Source organism: Pseudomonas sp. NFPP25 (assembly GCF_900116505.1).
In the GTDB taxonomy this organism is placed as follows: Bacteria; Pseudomonadota; Gammaproteobacteria; order Pseudomonadales; family Pseudomonadaceae; genus Aquipseudomonas; species Aquipseudomonas protegens.
In genome coordinates this window covers 1,080,898-1,097,828 of sequence record NZ_FPBG01000001.1, presented here as the reverse complement: position 1 = coordinate 1,097,828, position 16,931 = coordinate 1,080,898, and the positions used below count along the sequence as shown (strand labels likewise).

The window sequence follows — 16,931 nt, the reverse complement described above, 5'->3', positions numbered from 1 at the left end:
CTGATTGCAAGGGCCCGCTCATGCGGGCTCCACGTTGAACTCGCCAAGGTAGTCCAGGGTTGCCGTGCTTGCGGGCAGGCGTTGATTGGCGCCGCCGGAGATCGATTTGTGGTCACCGTAAATCGACTCGCAGCCAACGATGATGAAATGGCTGTAGCCGGAGTCGATGCGCGTGCGCAGCTGGTGTTTTTCGGCGTCGCTGCGGATCAGCGATTCCAGGTATTGCGGGCCGTCTTCACTGCCGATCAGCTCGACGAAATCGGAGTCCATGTAGTACCCCAGCTCCTGTTTGAGGCGCCAGCTGGGGTTGCGTGCTTCCCAAGCGCTGAACTCGGCGTCGCTGACATCGGCCCCGGGGGCGGGCTCCCACTGTTCGAAGGCAAACCGTTCGGCCTCTGCCTGGTCCGGGAACCGGGCAGCGAACAGGTAGAAAGGAAAGTAGGCATCGGCTTCTGACATGGACGGCTAGGCTCCTTGGTTCAGATCAGGCTGGCGCGCTGCAAATGGCTGACATGACCATGGCCGGCGGCGCTCAAGCGCACGGCCAGGTCTTCCCGGGCCTGGGCCCCGCCGCTGCGCACGTACTCCAGCTCCGCGGCGGTGATCAGCACCACCGGCACCAGGGTCACGGGGGACAGCGGCATGTCTTCCAGGCGTGTCGGGAAGTCCGGGGCCGGGCCGCCCACCAGTACCCCGGCGCAGTCGTCGGCGCTGATGAAATGCGCTGGCAGTTGCTCACTCATGGCGCGGGACTGGCTGACACCGGGCAGTTCCAGGGACAGCACCCCGTAGCGCTGCAGGCGTGCAGTGAGGCCACCGGCATCGGCCGTGGTGTTGGCCACGCAGCGCAGCAGTTCAAAAGCCCAGCTATCGGCGAACGGATAGACATCACCCACCGCACCCTGGGCATGGGGTGGGATGTCCGGGGTTTCGACGAACAGTTCCATCTCGAAACCATTGCCCAGATCATCACCTGTGACCCCATCGAACGGGTCGGACAGGCCCTCGGTGGCGAGAATGATGCCGTTGTTGCGACGCACGATGCGATAGGCCTGGCGCGTGGAGGGCCAGTGCGAGCCGCCCATGAAACTGGGGCTGATGGCGAAGCCCAGGACGTCTTGCTCACAGTGGCCGACCGCTTGCCAGTGGCGATCGAGGCAGGCGGCACCGGCCTCCATCAGGGCAATGCCGGCCAGCTCTGCTTGGGTTGGCTGGTACTGGGCGTAGGGCTCCTCTGCGGCGGCCGGCTTGCCGGCGGGCAGGGTGGGCTCGGCCTTTTGTGGCGCCGGCTTTTTGAAGACGCTGAGCAGTTTTTCCAGGAAATTCATCGGGCGATCCTTGCGGGGCAAGTGCGTTGCACAAGGCGCACAGCACAGGGGTAGAGAGAGGGGGCACATTGTGACGGGTTTGCCGTGCCCATGGAAACCGACGGATGCAAGTTGCACGAAGCCTTGCCTTGCCGGTGTGGCTGCCCGAGAATCCGCCCCGGTCCGCTATCAAGGAAAGTGATCAGCATGTCTTACCCGAAGAAGCTAAGTCCGGAGTTTTCCGGGGCACTGAGAACCTTCAGTTTCTGGGTCGCCAATGGCACCTTGGGCTATCCGTTGCTGGAAGGCGTCGACTACCGCAGTTGCCTCGGGGACGAGCCGAGCATGCTGGAGATGGCCTATGCCATTTTTGCCAATGTGCTGGAGCTGGACGAGCAGGGCGTACCGGTGAATGCCAAGTACGCCGAGCACCGGGCGGCGCAGTACATCCGCCAGTATTGCGATCCGGGCTACCAGGCACGGCCGGCGTTCGAGGACTGGGAGCAGGAGCTGTACGGCCCGCCCGACCGGGACGACAGCAAGCCCTGGCCAGCCGGCGTGGCCTAGGTTTTTCGACGGCTGGATACAAGCCTCGGGCACTATGGCGTCGAAACGACGAACCCCCTCATCAAGGATTATGAATGTCGCTGATTTCGCAACGTGTAGAACTGGCCCGCCAGGGTGCCAACGACAAGGTGATTTGCCGCATGGCTTCGGGCTGGGCGGTGATGGGCGATGTGCAGTTTCTTGAGGGCTATTGCCTGTTGTTGCCGGACCCGGTGGTGGCCAGCTTGAACGACCTGGATGCCCAGGCCCGGGCCACCTACCTGCTGGACATGGCCCGCATCGGCGATGCGCTGCTCGAGGCCACCGGAGCGCTGCGCATCAACTATGAAATCCTCGGCAACTCGGAGCCTGAGTTGCATTGCCATATCTTTCCCCGCTACGCCTCGGAGCCGGAGGGCAAGCGCCGGATGCCGGTGTGGTTCTACGACTGGAAGACCGCGTCGCCCTATGTCGAGGCCGAGCACGGTCCATTGCGCCAGCAGCTTGCCCGGATATTGGCTGGCCAATTGTAGGAGCGAGCTTGCTCGCGATGCTCGTTAACGAAAAACGCCGCGTTCACTGGGGGAGCGCGGCGTGCTTGAGTGCTTCGCGAGCAAGCTCGCTCCTACAAGGGGCTGTTGATCAGCGCTTTGCTGCGCTCCACTTGGCTCGCGCTGCGTGCAGCTTCTTGTAGCTGTCGATCAGCCGCAGGTGGCGGTCCAGGCCTTCGAGCTGCAGGTTGGTCGGGGTCAGGCCGTAGAAGCGCACGCGGCCTTGCACCGAGCCGATCACCGCGTCCATCCGTTCGTTGCCGAACATGCGCCGCAAGTTGGCCTCGTAGTCGCCCAGCTCCAGCTCGTCGTCCAGCTCCACTTCCAGCACCGCGTTCAGGGCCTGGTAGAACAGCCCGCGCTCGACGGTGTTGTCGTTGTATTGCAGGAACATCTCCACCAGCTCCTTGGCCGGGTCGAACTGCCCCAGGGCCACGTGGATCAGCAGCTTCAGCTCCAGGATGGTCAACTGGCCCCAGGCGGTGTTGTCGTCGAACTCGATGCCGATCAGGGTGGTGATGTCGGTGTAGTCGTCCAGTTCGCTTTCTTCCAGGCGCTCCACCAGCGAGCGCAGGCCGTCTTCGTCCAGGCTGTGCAGGTTGAGGATGTCTTCACGGAAGAACAGCGCCTTGTTGGTGTTGTCCCAGATCAGGTCGTCCACCGGGTAGATTTCCGAGTAGTCCGGCACCAGGATGCGGCAGGCCGTGGCCCCCAGGTGTTCGTACACCGCCATGTAGACTTCCTTGCCCAGGCCCTCGAGGATGCCGAACAGGGTCGCGGCCTCCTCGGCGTTGGCCGCCGCTCTTTCACCGCTGCTGCCCTGGCTGGTGAAGTCCCACTCGACGAATTCGAAATCCGCCTTGGCACTGAAGAAACGCCACGACACCACGCCGCTGGAGTCGATGAAGTGCTCGACGAAGTTGTTCGGCTCCATCAGCGCCTGGCTTTCGAAGGTCGGCTGCGGCAGGTCGTTCAAGCCTTCGAAACTGCGGCCCTGGAGCAGTTCGGTGAGGCTGCGCTCCAGCGCCACCTCGAAGCTCGGGTGGGCGCCGAACGAGGCGAACACGCCGCCGGTGCGCGGGTTCATCAGGGTCACGCACATCACCGGGAACTCACCACCCAGGGACGCATCCTTGACCAGCACCGGAAAGCCTTGTTCTTCCAGACCCTGGATGCCGGCCAGAATGCTCGGGTACTTGGCCAGCACTTCCTGAGGCACATCCGGCAGGGCCATCTCGCCTTCGAGAATCTGGCGCTTGACCGCCCGCTCGAAGATCTCCGACAGGCACTGCACCTGGGCTTCGGCCAGGGTGTTGCCGGCGCTCATGCCGTTGCTCAGGTACAGGTTCTCGATCAGGTTGGAGGGGAAATACACCACCTCACCGTCGGACTGGCGCACATAGGGCAGGCAGCAGATACCGCGCTCGATATTGCCCGAGTTGGTGTCGTACAGATGCGAGCCGCGCAGCTCGCCATCCGGGTTGTAGATGGCCAGGCAGTGCTCGTCGAGGATCTCCTTGGGCAGCTCATCCTTGCGCCCCGGCTGGAACCAGCGCTCGTCCGGGTAATGCACGAACTCGGCGTTGGCGATCTCTTCGCCCCAGAACTGATCGTTGTAGAAGAAGTTGCAGTTCAGGCGCTCGATGAACTCGCCCAGGGCCGACGCCAGTGCGCTTTCCTTGGTGGCGCCCTTGCCGTTGGTGAAGCACATCGGCGACTGCGCATCGCGGATATGCAGCGACCAGACGTTGGGCACGATATTGCGCCACGAAGCGATTTCGATCTTCATCCCCAGGCCCGCGAGGATCCCGGACATGTTGGCGATGGTCTGCTCCAGGGGCAGGTCCTTGCCGGCAATGTAGGTGCCTTCGCTGGAGCCCGATTGCGGCATCAACAGCGCCTGGGCATCGGCGTCGAGGTTTTCCACTTCCTCGATGATGAATTCGGGGCCGGTCTGCACCACCTTCTTCACCGTGCAACGGTCGATGGAACGCAGGATGCCCTGGCGGTCCTTGTCGCTGATGTCCGCCGGCAGCTCGACCTGGATCTTGAAGATCTGGTTGTAGCGGTTTTCCGGATCGACAATGTTGTTCTGCGACAGGCGGATATTGTCGGTGGGGATATTGCGGGTCTGGCAGTACAGCTTCACGAAGTACGCCGCGCACAGCGCCGAAGAAGCCAGGAAATAATCGAACGGACCCGGCGCCGAACCATCGCCCTTGTAGCGGATAGGTTGGTCGGCCACCACCGTGAAGTCGTCGAACTTGGCTTCAAGTCGAAGGTTGTCGAGAAAGTTGACCTTGATTTCCATGGGGGCACCGGCATCACAAAGCAAAAAATGGCGGGCATTATCCGGGTTTTTGCGCGGGAAGTGTTGTGGTTTTCGGCGGACGGGTGGATCGCCAGGGCTGGCTGCCGGTCACAGACACCGGCGCCCGGCCCCGGGCATCACTCAGGCATTCAGACTTTGAGGATGAAACGATTGGATATCCGCGAATAGCCCAGGGGCAACAACTCGGCTTCGTGCTCCTTGATCAGCTCATGCAGCGCGTTGGCGGTTTCGGCCACCGGCCTGGCTTGCTCCCTGGCCTGTTGCATGACCTGGCACGACCGCCTGAACAGGCTTTCGTAGGCGGGCGAGTCCAGGGACAGGCAGCCAGGGAAGCGCACCGCCTCAAGCGCTGCATCGAACTGGCGGGCGTCGCCACTGTGTTCCAGGTCGTGCAGCAGCTTTTGCAGAAAGGCACTGCCCAGGTTGGAGCCGCTGAGCCAGACCCGATGCCACACATTCCACAGGTGAAAGTCGCTGAAGGCTTCATAGGAGCAGGAGACCAACTGGTCATTGGTCGCCACCGCGTTCAGGCAATGGCGCTCGACTTCGATGAACTGTTCCCGTTGCCAGCGGTTGCTGCGGGCGGCGTCCAGCACCTTGGGGGCCAGCCTGAGGATGGACTCGAAGGTGGTGATCAACCCCCTGGAGAACAGCGGGTCGATAAACCCGGTGGCTTGCGGCAGGAGGCAGAAGCGATCCCCGACATTTTGCACGCTGCGGTAGTTGATGCGCGGCGCGTAGATCCACTCCCGGGCATTGACCGCATCCTTGAAGTGTTCGCCGATGGCCGGGTACTTTTTCAGCAGTTTGCGAAACTCGATCTCCGGCGCCTCGGTGGGACGGTACTTGGCGTTGTTGAACTGGAAGCCGATGCTGCACAACTGATTGGTGCCCTGCGGGTGGTTGTTGAAGGGGATGACCCACAACCAGCCCTCTTCGAAGATGTGGTGCAAGGTGCTCTTGAACAGTTCGATGGGGGAACGAGTGCGGGACAACGGAGCCAGGGCATCTTCGTAGCTCTTCACATTGAGCATGTGGGTGAAGAATGAGCAGGTGTCGGTCGCCAGCCCTTCGGTGGTGCGCAAGCCCAGTTGGCGGGAGAGCGGAGAGCCCTGGGCAGCAGCGTCAATGATGAACGCGGCCTTGACGGGGGCGGCATTGGACAATGCCACCTCGACCCCGTCGTCGTTGAGGCTGATCGACTCGATCTTGATGTTCTGTCTGGATTCGGCGCCGTGTTTCAGGGCAATCATCAGGGCGAAATAGTCGATGTCCTGCCGGAAAAGATGGGCTTCCGGCACCTTCAGCGGCGGGGCCACAAGGTGGTCAGGGGACGACGGCGCGTTCTCTTGATGCCAGGCAAAACTGAAGCCCAACTTGATCCCGCAGGCGCTCGAACCGACGTGCTGGATGATCTTGTCGGGGTGCGAGAGGTAGGCGATTTCAGGGATGTCGAAGCGCTTTGAGAGCAAACGCAGCAGAAAACCGCTTTCCGGTGTCGCCGCTTCGCCGACGGAGAATCGTGGGTGCTGGGCCGAGTCGAGGATCAGAACGTTCAGCCCGGACTTCGCGAGGACGGCGCCGGTCAGCGCGCCGGCGATACCACTACCGATGATAATGACGTCGTACTGATTCATGATGTCTGGCTCTTGTCTTGCAAGGTGGTCGCTCTGGAAAGCGCTGAATGCATTGCGGTATCGAAATGCAGGGTGGCCAGGGTCTGCGGTATTTCCTTTTCAAACGGCAAGTCCCAGTAAGGCGTGCTGCCGATCGAGCGTTTCAACTCATTGATGAACAGGCGGGTCTTGGCCGGGACAACGCTGCTGCGTGCCCTCAGTGCGTAGATCGCTCCCTGTTGCGGATCGGCCTCGCAATATTCGTCGAGCAGCGACACCAGTTGGCCGCTGGCGATCTGTTCATGCACCAGCCAGGTGGGCGCGTGGATGATTCCTATGCCCTGAAGGGCGCCGTCCACCAGCAACTCGGAACTGTTGACCGATAGCCGGCTGCTGGGCATGAGCTTCTTGAGCAGGCCATCGACCTTGAATTGCCAGGTCAGTGAGAAGTTGCTGCAGGTGCTGTGGATCAGGCAGGCATGTTGGTACAGGTCTTCAAGAGTTTGCGGACAGCCATGTTGCCGGATGTATTCCGGGCTTGCGCAGAGCACGCGCCGCATATCCGCAAGTTTCGTTGGAATCAGATTACTGTCCGGCAATATGCCCAGCTTGATACAGATATCGACGTTATCGATGCTGGGGTCGAGAGCTTTGTCGTTAAGCGAGAATTCAATTTTCAAACCGGGATGATGGTTCAGTATTCTGCTCAATAAAGGCGCTACATGGCGCCGTCCAAAGGCCACGGGTGCTGAAACCTTGAGAACGCCTAGGGTCGATGCAGTGTGTTCTTTTACTTCTGATCTAGCATGCCCAATGCATCTCGAGATGTTCTTTGCATGTTCGAGAAAGAGCAGGCCTGTTTCGGTAAGTATCAAGCATTTTGTCGATCGATTGAATAGACAGGTTTCAAGTTCTTTTTCGAGGCTATTGATTCTGCGCATCACCGAAGAAGGTGGGATGCCAAGTAGTCTTCCTGTTTCGGAGAAACTACCCGTTTTAGTTACGGATATATAAAGGTCTATGTCATTGACAACGCCTAGCGCCTTCATTCCTAAATCCTTTTAGAATTTTTAGTGTCTTATTTTTGTAAAGGCAAATTACAAATAGATCATGACAGCCTCCTTAGTACGGCTAGGCTTTTTGTTTGTCAAGCAGTGCTGGGGCCATGATTAGTTGGCTTTGGGAAAATTGATTCATAACATTTCAGGCGCCACAGCTCTACCCGGCGCAGAGCGGAACACCGTCCAAGTGCAAGGCTTGGTTTGCACTATCTGGATACAAAAATAGTTCTAGTGGCTAATTGCGCAGAGCGCCAAAACTATGCTTGGGCGCTCGAAGATGACTTTCTGAAGGCTGTCATATAGGCCTGTGGAACATCGTTAAGTTGTGTTGGCTTCGATGTTGTCGGGGCTGTTTTGCCTTTGCGGATATGCAAAGGCCTTTTGCAAAAACGGCTATTCACAAGTGCATTCTTATTGAGGATTGTAGACGGGTTTTCCCAACCCACGATTGTCGAATGCAGGAGCGTACGTCTATGGACGGAGAGGAAGTTAAAGAAAAGATTCGTCGCTACATCATGGAAGATTTGATCGGGCCAAGTGCAAAGGAAGATGAGCTTGATGACCAGACTCCACTACTGGAGTGGGGCATTCTCAACTCGATGAATATCGTCAAGCTCATGGTCTACATCAGGGATGAAATGGGTGTCTCGATTCCAAGTACCCATATCACCGGCAAATATTTTAAAGACCTGAATGCAATATCCAGGACTGTCGAGCAACTAAAGGCCGAGTGCGCCTAACAGGGAGTGGGCAATGAGCGATCATGATTATGATGTAGTGATTATCGGTGGCGGGCCGGCGGGTTCGACCATGGCCTCCTACCTGGCAAAAGCCGGTGTCAAATGCGCGGTGTTCGAAAAAGAACTGTTCGAGCGCGAGCATGTTGGCGAGTCGCTGGTACCGGCCACCACTCCGGTGCTGCTGGAAATCGGGGTGATGGAAAAGATCGAGAAAGCCAACTTCCCGAAGAAGTTCGGCGCTGCCTGGACCTCGGCAGATTCCGGCCCCGAAGACAAGATGGGCTTCCAGGGCCTGGACCACGATTTCCGTTCGGCGGAAATCCTCTTCAACGAGCGCAAGCAGGAAGGGGTCGATCGCGACTTCACGTTCCACGTCGACCGCGGCAAGTTCGACCGCATTCTTCTGGAGCACGCAGGTTCGCTGGGGGCCAAGGTCTTCCAGGGCGTGGAGATCGCTGACGTCGAGTTTCTCAGCCCGGGCAATGTCATTGTCAATGCCAAGCTGGGCAAGCGCAGCGTGGAGATCAAGGCCAAGATGGTGGTGGATGCCAGCGGTCGCAACGTGCTGCTGGGCCGCCGGCTGGGCTTGCGAGAAAAGGACCCGGTCTTCAACCAGTTCGCGATTCACTCCTGGTTCGACAACTTCGACCGCAAGTCGGCGACGCAAAGCCCGGACAAGGTCGACTACATCTTCATTCACTTCCTGCCGATGACCAATACCTGGGTCTGGCAGATCCCGATCACCGAAACCATTACCAGCGTGGGCGTGGTTACGCAGAAGCAGAACTACACCAACTCCGACCTCACCTATGAAGAGTTCTTCTGGGAAGCGGTGAAGACCCGGGAAAACCTGCATGACGCGCTGAAGGCATCGGAGCAGGTCCGCCCGTTCAAGAAAGAGGCGGACTACAGCTACGGCATGAAAGAAGTCTGTGGCGACAGCTTCGTGCTGATCGGCGATGCCGCACGGTTCGTCGACCCGATCTTCTCCAGCGGCGTCAGCGTTGCACTCAACAGTGCGCGCATCGCCAGCGGCGACATCATCGAGGCGGTGAAGAACAACGACTTTAGCAAGTCCAGTTTCACTCACTACGAAGGCATGATCAGGAATGGCATCAAGAACTGGTATGAGTTCATCACGCTCTATTACCGCCTGAACATCCTCTTCACCGCGTTCGTTCAAGACCCACGCTACCGCCTGGACATCCTGCAATTGCTGCAAGGGGACGTCTACAGCGGCAAGCGCCTGGAAGTGCTGGACAAGATGCGCGAAATCATCGCTGCGGTTGAAAGCGACCCGGAACACCTCTGGCACAAGTACCTGGGCGACATGCAGGTTCCTACCGCCAAACCCGCGTTCTAAACACTAAACACCCAGTCGAAGGAGATGACTGAATGGATGCTCGTGCGCCCATGGATTTTGAACCCATTGCAATCATCGGGAGTGGATGCCGCTTTGCCAAAGGTGCATCGACCCCCGAGGCATTCTGGGAGCTCCTTCGTGCTGGGACCGATTTTGTCGGACCGGTTCCCGCAGAGCGCTGGGACACAGCGGCGATCTACGATGAGAGCGCTGCTGAAACCGGTACGACCTACAGCAAGGTGGGGGCGTTCCTCGAGCACATCGACCGCTTCGATGCGCATTACTTTGGCATCTCGGCCTCTGAAGCCAAGGAAATGGACCCCCAGCAGCGCCTGCTGCTGGAGGTCGCCTGTGAAAGCGTGGCCCGTGCCGGCCTGACCCGCGAGCAGCTCAAAGGCAGCAGGACCGCGGTCTATGTCGGCATGCTGGGCATGGATTACCTGGCACTGCACTCCCGCGAGGCCGGCATCGAGCAGATCAATCCCTACTATGCCGCCGGCAAGGAATTCAGCTTCGCCGCCGGGCGTATTGCCTACCACCTGGGTGTTCATGGGCCGGCAATGACCGTGACCACTGCATGCTCTTCTTCCCTGGTGGCCATGCACCTGGCCTGTCGCGCCTTGCAGGCAGGGGAGGCGGACATGGCCCTGGCCGGAGGGGTGAACCTGATGCTGGCGCCGGACCTGACGATCTACATGAGCCAGATCAGGGCGATCTCGCCCAGTGGTCGCTGCCGGGTATTCGATGCGGCGGCCGACGGGATCGTCCGGGGCGAGGGCTGCGGGGTCACGGTGCTCAAGCGCCTGGCAGATGCCCTGCGCGATGGCGACCCGATCCAGGCGGTGATCAGGGGCTCGGCGATCAACCAGGATGGCGCCAGTGCCGGCCAGACCGTGCCCAACGCCAATGCCCAGGCTGCGGTGATCAGCCAGGCCCTGAAAGTGGCCGGCTTGAGCGTGGACGACATCGACTATGTCGAGGCCCACGGCACCGGTACGCCCCTGGGCGATCCGATCGAACTCTCTTCGCTGGACAGTGCCTTCCAGGGGCGTGAGCGGCCGCTGTGGGTGGGCTCGGTCAAGGCCAACATGGGCCATCTGGATGCGGCCGCCGGAATGGCCAGCGTGATCAAGACCATGATGGTTCTCAAGCACGCCGAGGTGCCTGCGCAACTGCATCTCGCACAGTTGAACCCACTGGTGGACTGGAAGCGTTCCCGGCTGGCGGTGCCCACGGCGATCGAGTCGTTGCCCGACCGGCCGCGCCTGGCTGGAATCAGTGGTTTCGGGCTCAGTGGCACCAACGTCCACATGATTCTCGAAGATGCCAGCGCCTATCGGCAGGCACAGCCGCAGCAGGAACGATCGGCACAGGGCCGGCCCTGGGTCCTGCCGGTATCGGCCAGGTCCGCGCAGGCCGTGGTGGAGCAGGCCAGGGCCTATGCCGTTCATCTGCCGCAGCAGGACGATGGGCAATTGCAAGCCTTTGTCGCCAGCGCCATTCATCGTCGTGATCACTTTCCCTACCGGTCGGCCGTGGTGGGTGCGAACGCCGCGCAATTGAAGAGCCAGCTGGAGCAGTTGCCGGCCCCGACCTTGGCCTGCACGACGGACGAAGAGGATCGGCGCGGGCCCGTGCTGGTGTTTACCGGGCAGGGCGCCCAGTGGGTGGGAATGGGCCGCGACCTGCTTGAACGGGAGCCGGCCTTCCTGGCGATGATCCGGCGTTGCGACCAGGCGCTGGCCCAGTGGGCAAGCTGGTCGGTGGAGGCCGAGCTGCGCAGCGACGCCAGTGGGTCCCGCCTGCACCTGACCGAATTTGCCCAGCCCTGCATCTTTGCCATCCAGGTGGCGATCAGTGAATGCCTGCGCCAGTGGGGTGTGATCCCGGCGGCGGTGGTCGGTCACTCCATGGGGGAAGTGGCCGCGGCCTATTGCGCCGGAGCACTGGACCTGGAGTCGGCGGTGCGGGTCATCCACCATCGGGCCCAGGCCATGAAGGACACCCTGGGGCAGGGGCGGATGCTGGTGGTGGGCTTGCCCGCGCCGACGCTCCAGTCGCGTCTGGCGAACAACCCGCAACTGGAACTGTCGGTGGTCAACAGTCGAAACAGCTGTGTGGTGTCCGGCAGCCCGCAGGCTGTACAGGCTCTGGATCAGCAACTGCGTGACGAAGGCATCTTCACTTACCTGATGCCGGCGGAATATGCCTTCCACTCCTGCCAGATGGATGAGTGCCTGACGCAGATCCGCGCGGGGCTGGAGGATTTGCCGGTGGTTGCCGCGCACACGCCCTGGATTTCCACCAGCGCGATGCCCGAGGAGCCGATCCTGGCAGATGCCGACTACTGGGCGAGGAATGCCCGTGGCATCGTGCGCTTCGATCGCGCCATCGAACAGTTGATCGAGCAGGGGCACCGGCTGTTCGTCGAGATCGGCCCGCACACCGTGCTGGCGGCGTCGATCAACCAGGCCCTGGCCGACAAGGGAACCCAGGGACTGGTGTGCGGCGCCTTGCACAAGCAGGGCGACGCCGCCCTGGAGCTGGCCAGTATTGTTGCCCGCCTGTACGAGTGGGGCGCAGGTCCCGACTGGCAAGCCTTCCAACCCAGGGAGGCGGCGCTGGAGCTGCCGGCCTATCCCTGGCAGCAGGAGCGTTTCTGGTTTGCCCCGGCGCCGCGGCCGCAGCCGGCAGGGCTCGTGTCCCAGCTGCGGGCGCAGGTACTGGTGTATGACGCCCAGGGCAATCTCTGCGCCCAGGCCAACGATGTGGCGCTGAGCGTGCCGCAGCTGGCACAGGCCGCTGTGCCGGCACCGGCCAAGGTGCCCGCAGCGGCGCAGCCGGTGGGGGATGTGCGGGCGCAGATTGGTGCACTGCTGACGCAGATCATCGGCGTGGCCTGTGCCGACCCGGACCCGGATCGAGGCTTCTTCGAACTGGGCCTGAGCTCGATTTCCCTGGTTGAATTCAAGCGCATGCTGGAGCGCCAGTTCGCCCTCAAACTGTCGGCGACCGTGGGCTTCGACTATCCCACCATCAACCGGCTGGGCCAGTACCTGGAAGGGCTGCTGTCCCGGGAGCCGGCCAGCACCCCGGTAACGGTCGATGCCGGGGCGACCGACGCCGCGGGGAGCGTCGCCGTGGTGGCCATGGCGTGCCGGTTTCCCCAGGCCGACAGCCCCGAGGCACTCTGGAAGCTGATGCTGGAACAGACGGACACCGTGGGGCCGGTACCGCCGTCCCGGCTCGCCGACGCCAAACCGGAGGAAACCTTCCCGCGGTTTGCCAGCCTTATCCAGCGCCCCGAAGGGTTCGACGAAGCGTTCTTCCGCATTTCCCCCAAGGAAGCCCGGAGCATGGACCCCCAGCAACGGCTGTTGCTGATGGTGGCCTGGGAGGCTCTGGAACGGGCCGGTATCCCTCAGGAGAAGCTGCTGGAACAGAGGGTCGGGGTGTTTGTCGGGGCCAACTCCCACGACTACGAAACCCGGGTCCTGGGTAGCGCGCAAGGCGTGGATGCCCACTACGGCACTGGCAGTTCGTTTTCGGCGATCTGCGGGCGCCTCTCGCATTTTCTCGGCGTGCGTGGGCCGAGCCTGACGGTGGACACCGCATGCTCGTCATCGCTCACGGCCATCCATCTGGCGTGCAACAGCTTGCGTGCCGCGGAGTGCGACATCGCGATTGTGGGTGGGGTGAATGTCATCGCCTCGGCGTCGATCTTTCAATCCATGGGGCAGGCCGGCGCATTGGCCCCGGACGGCATCAGCAAGGCCTTCGACGACAGTGCCGACGGTTACGGTCGAGGGGAGGGCTGCGGCGTGGTCATTCTCAAGCGCCAGGCCCAGGCCGAGCGGGAGCGTGACCCGATTGTCGCGACGATTCTCGGTTCGGCGGTCAATCACGACGGTGCCTGTGCCGGGCTGACAGTGCCCAATGGTCCGGCGCAAGAGGCGCTGATCAGCGAAGCACTGGCCAACGCCGGCGTGCATCCGGAGCAAGTCAGCTACGTCGAGGCCCATGGCACCGGCACGGTGCTGGGTGACCCCATCGAGCTCAACGCCCTGCACAACGCCTATCGCCAGGCCAGCCCCGACAGTCCGCCGCTGACGGTGGCCTCGGTCAAGGCCAATATCGGGCACCTCGAGGCGGCAGCGGGCATCGCTTCGATGATCAAGGCCTGCCTGGTGGTGGAGCACGGCCGGATTGCCCCGCAAGCCCATCTGCAGCGGGCCAACACCCGTGTCGACTGGGCGGCCATGAACCTCAAGCTGGCGCATCAGGCCATGGACTGGCCGGGCCGGCCGGAGTCGCGGGTGGCCGGGGTGAGTGCCTTTGGTTTCACCGGGACCAACGTGCATGTGCTGCTCAAGGGCTATACGGCGCCCGCGACAGCGCCTTTGCCACCCGCCACAGCACCAGTGGCCTTGTGCCTGTCCGCGGCCACCCCGGCGGCATTGGCGGAGCTGGCCCAGCGCTATGTGTCCTTCCTGGGCGCTACCGAGCACTGCCCACAGACCATCTGCTACAACGCGCTGATGCGGCGCACGGCGTTCAAGGAACGCCTGGTCGTCCACGGCCAGGATTGCCGCGAGCTGGCTCAGGCACTACAGGCCTGGCTGGCCGGCAGCCCCATCGCCAATGACCGCAAACCCGCGGCCGGCGAACCCTGGGCAACCCTGGCCGAGGCCTTTGGCCGCGGCGCCCAGTCGCCGGGCCCCGAGCGCTTGCCGGACGGCTGTCAGGCCATCGGGTTGCCCACCTATCCCTGGCAGCTCAACGACTACTGGATCGATGCTGGCCAGCCGGCTACGGCGGTGCAGCCCGCCCGGGCAGCCTCGGGCCATCCTTGCCTGCAGAGGCTGGTACGGCCGGCCGGGCAGCTCTGGTACTGGTCGGGGGCTCTCGCTCCCCAGGCCGGGCATTACGACCCGCTGGGCGAACAGGGGTACAGGGTCAAGACTCACCTGTTGCTGGATGCCGTGCTCCAGGCGGTGCGGGAAACACCGCGGGGCGTGCAGCAGATCCGCGACTTGCAGATTGCCCAGCTGCGTCTGCGCGGCGAACAGCACCTCACTTCGCACCTGAGCATCCACCTCACCCAGGCGCCTGACGCCTGCTTCGAACTGGCCTTGCAAGGGGCCGGCGACGAGCGCCGCCAGGTCTGCATGAGCGGAACCCTGGTTGACTGTGCAGCGCAGTTGCAGGAGGAAACCCTGTGCGGGGTGTCGATGCTCGATGAGCCTTCACCGCCGGCGCCGGACGTTGGCCTGTGCCCATGGTCCGGGTGTGCGGCCACGGGCGGGCAGCGGGCCTTGTACCGCTTTGCCCACTCCCTGACGGCGGCCGAGCGCCAGACCCAGTTGCTGGCCAGTGTGGTCGAGCTGTTTGAAGGCGCCCACGCCGCCGCGCTGGTCGGGTTCTCCGGGCTCCAGGTATGGGCAGACCTGCCGGCGCAGGTATGGATTGTGCTGGCCGGCCATGACGCCGACAAACCCGACAGCCTGCAGGTAGTGGATGCCCGGGGTTGCCAGCTGGCGCTGTTCGAAGGTCCGCAGTTTGGCCATCCTGGTTCGTGGTACTTGCCCGACCTCCAGACCGCACCCCTCGACCTGCCGATGATCGCTCGCCAATGGCAGGACTATCCGATGCCGGGCGAGGGCGCTCGGCAACGCGAGGGCTACTGGATGGTGCTGGCCTGGAGCACTGCCGAGGTCCAGCCACTGGCTGCGGCGTTTGCGGCTGAACAGCGTCCAGTCGAAGTCATCGAGCTGCACGCCGGGCAACAACCTCTGGCCCGCAAGCTGTCCTCGGCGTTGCGCGGGGCAGTGGCCGATCCGTCCTGCCTGGGGGTGATCGTTGCCGGCGGTGAGGCTCAGGAGGCCGACGGCCTCGGTATATCCCTGGTGGCCTCTGCGGCGCTGGTACAGGCCTTCGCCGGTGCGATTGCCAGCGTCGGAACACCGGCAAAGCCGGTCTGGTTCGCCCTTCATGCCAGTGATGCTGCGTCGCCGGCCATGGCCGCTGTCCAGGCCACCTGGCAGGGCGCCGCACATATCTTCGCCCTGGAGCATCCTGCCTGGTGGGGCGGTCTGGTGACTTTGCAGGGCAGCGACAGAAGAAGCTACGCCAGCCTCTGCCGGCTGTTGCACGGCCAACCTGGCCATGATCACTTTGCGATCAGCGGCGCCCGGGTCGAGGTGCAATACCTGATGGAGGATCAAGCCGACCCGCTACAGCGCCTGGAGCCGCCGGCGCTGAACGGAACCGTTGTGCTGCATGCCGTCCCGGGATCTGACCTGGAGCCTGTGCTGACGGCGCTCGGGCAGCGGGGTGTGCAGCGTGTGCTGCTGCTCTGCGAGGCCCCCGGGCAACTGCACATGCCTGAGCGGATGCCCGAAGCGATGGCGATCAGCAGCCTCTCGGACCTGAGCCGGGAAAACCTGGCTGACACCTTCGCGACGCTGCGAGCGCAAGACCGCATCGCCGGCTTTATCCACCTCGATCTTGACTGGCGCACGGTTGCGCTCAAGGAGCCGGAATTTGTCGTGCGAATGCAGGAAGGCGTTCGGCCGCTTGAGGTCTTGCAGCAGGTTCACCAGCTGATCGATGACCCCGAAGCGTTCTTCCTGGTCCTGGGCAGCGTGTCTTCCCTGCTTGGCGGGGCCGGCTTCGCCCGCTCGGCGATTGCCGATGCATATGCCTTGTGGGTGCATGCACAGCGCCGGCGCCAGGGGTTGAACTGCCAGCTGCTGCACCTGACGCAGAGCGAACAGGAGCTTGAGCAGGACGCCGCAGCCCGCACGGCCATGCAAGGCAGCGGCCTGCAGCCTTTGCAGCGCTCGCAGATAGTGCAGGCCATAGCCCGCGTGCTGGGTGGCCAGGGCCAGTGCGGGCTGCTCAATGTCGACTGGCAACAACTCAAAGGGCTGTACCTGAGCGTGCTGCCCTGGCCCTTGCTCGAACACCTGGGTGCAGCGGATAGCGCAGCGGATCAGCGTCTGGCCGAGCTGATTGGCCTGCCACCGCTGCAGCAGCGCCGGGCCATGCAGGCGCTGGTCTGCGAGGTAGTGGGGCAGGTGTTCGGCGTTGCCGATGGCCTGGAGCTCGATGTCAGGAAGGGCTTCTTCGACATGGGCATGTCCTCGGTCATGTCGCTGGACCTGCGCTCACGGCTGGGCCGGGCGTTGAGCATCGACCTGCCTTCGACCTTCGGCTTCGAATACACCTCCATCGAACAGGTCACGGACTACCTCATGGGCCAGCTCCTGGCGCCTGAAACCCGGGAGCCGGTGGCGGCGCCCGAACCTGTGTCGCCAGCGTCGCGGCATCAGGACCTGCATGAACTGTCACGGGCCGAGCTGATTGGTGCTCTCGAAGACGAGCTGCGCGATATCGCCAATTACTAGCCCTGG

The 16,931-nt window shown here is 62.5% G+C and carries 10 protein-coding genes; 5 read left to right on the top strand and 5 right to left on the bottom strand.

Annotated features, from left to right (window positions below):
* Positions 1–18: 18 nt before the first annotated feature.
* Positions 19–459, bottom strand: a complete 441-nt coding sequence (locus BM382_RS04590; RefSeq protein ID WP_072442023.1) for a hypothetical protein — start codon at positions 457–459, stop codon at positions 19–21.
* A gap of 20 nt (positions 460–479) precedes the next feature.
* Positions 480–1,445, bottom strand: coding sequence for a suppressor of fused domain protein (locus BM382_RS04585; protein WP_072442021.1), 966 nt, complete (start codon positions 1,443–1,445; stop codon positions 480–482).
* Between the two features lie 69 nt (positions 1,446–1,514).
* On the opposite strand from BM382_RS04585, the gene BM382_RS04580 reads away from it, so the two are divergent.
* Together BM382_RS04580 and BM382_RS04575 are read left to right on the top strand one after the other, a co-directional pair.
* The gene (locus BM382_RS04580) at positions 1,515–1,874 is read left to right on the top strand and encodes a DUF7677 family protein (protein WP_015635455.1); all 360 of its coding nucleotides are present in this window, start codon (positions 1,515–1,517) and stop codon (positions 1,872–1,874) included.
* A gap of 74 nt (positions 1,875–1,948) precedes the next feature.
* Positions 1,949–2,386: an HIT family protein gene (locus BM382_RS04575; RefSeq protein WP_072442019.1), complete on the top strand. Its 438-nt coding sequence runs from the start codon at positions 1,949–1,951 to the stop codon at positions 2,384–2,386.
* A gap of 109 nt (positions 2,387–2,495) precedes the next feature.
* Here BM382_RS04575 and BM382_RS04570 read toward each other — a convergent pair whose 3' ends face one another.
* From BM382_RS04570 to BM382_RS04560, 3 genes are all read right to left on the bottom strand, one after another.
* Positions 2,496–4,715 (bottom strand): OsmC domain/YcaO domain-containing protein, encoded by a 2,220-nt coding sequence (locus BM382_RS04570; protein WP_072442017.1) that lies wholly within the window; start codon positions 4,713–4,715, stop codon positions 2,496–2,498.
* Positions 4,716–4,864: 149 nt separating this feature from the next.
* The gene (locus BM382_RS04565; protein WP_019094888.1) at positions 4,865–6,373 is read right to left on the bottom strand and encodes an NAD(P)/FAD-dependent oxidoreductase; all 1,509 of its coding nucleotides are present in this window, start codon (positions 6,371–6,373) and stop codon (positions 4,865–4,867) included.
* Positions 6,370–7,401 (bottom strand): LysR family transcriptional regulator, encoded by a 1,032-nt coding sequence (locus tag BM382_RS04560; RefSeq protein ID WP_011061077.1) that lies wholly within the window; start codon positions 7,399–7,401, stop codon positions 6,370–6,372. Before BM382_RS04560 ends, BM382_RS04565 begins: the two co-directional genes overlap by 4 nt.
* A 485-nt stretch (positions 7,402–7,886) precedes the next feature.
* On the opposite strand from BM382_RS04560, the gene BM382_RS04555 reads away from it, so the two are divergent.
* Genes BM382_RS04555 through BM382_RS04545 form a run of 3 tightly spaced genes read left to right on the top strand, consistent with a single transcriptional unit; the run spans position 7,887 to position 16,925 of the window.
* A complete protein-coding gene (locus BM382_RS04555) occupies positions 7,887–8,153 on the top strand; it encodes a phosphopantetheine-binding protein (protein ID WP_011061078.1) in 267 nt (88 codons plus the stop codon).
* A 13-nt stretch (positions 8,154–8,166) separates the two neighbouring features.
* Positions 8,167–9,516: an NAD(P)/FAD-dependent oxidoreductase gene (locus BM382_RS04550; RefSeq protein ID WP_011061079.1), complete on the top strand. Its 1,350-nt coding sequence runs from the start codon at positions 8,167–8,169 to the stop codon at positions 9,514–9,516.
* A 32-nt stretch (positions 9,517–9,548) separates the two neighbouring features.
* Positions 9,549–16,925 carry a type I polyketide synthase gene (locus tag BM382_RS04545; RefSeq protein WP_072442014.1) on the top strand — a complete coding sequence of 2,459 codons (7,377 nt, stop codon included), beginning with the start codon at positions 9,549–9,551 and terminating at the stop codon, positions 16,923–16,925.
* Positions 16,926–16,931: the final 6 nt, after the last annotated feature.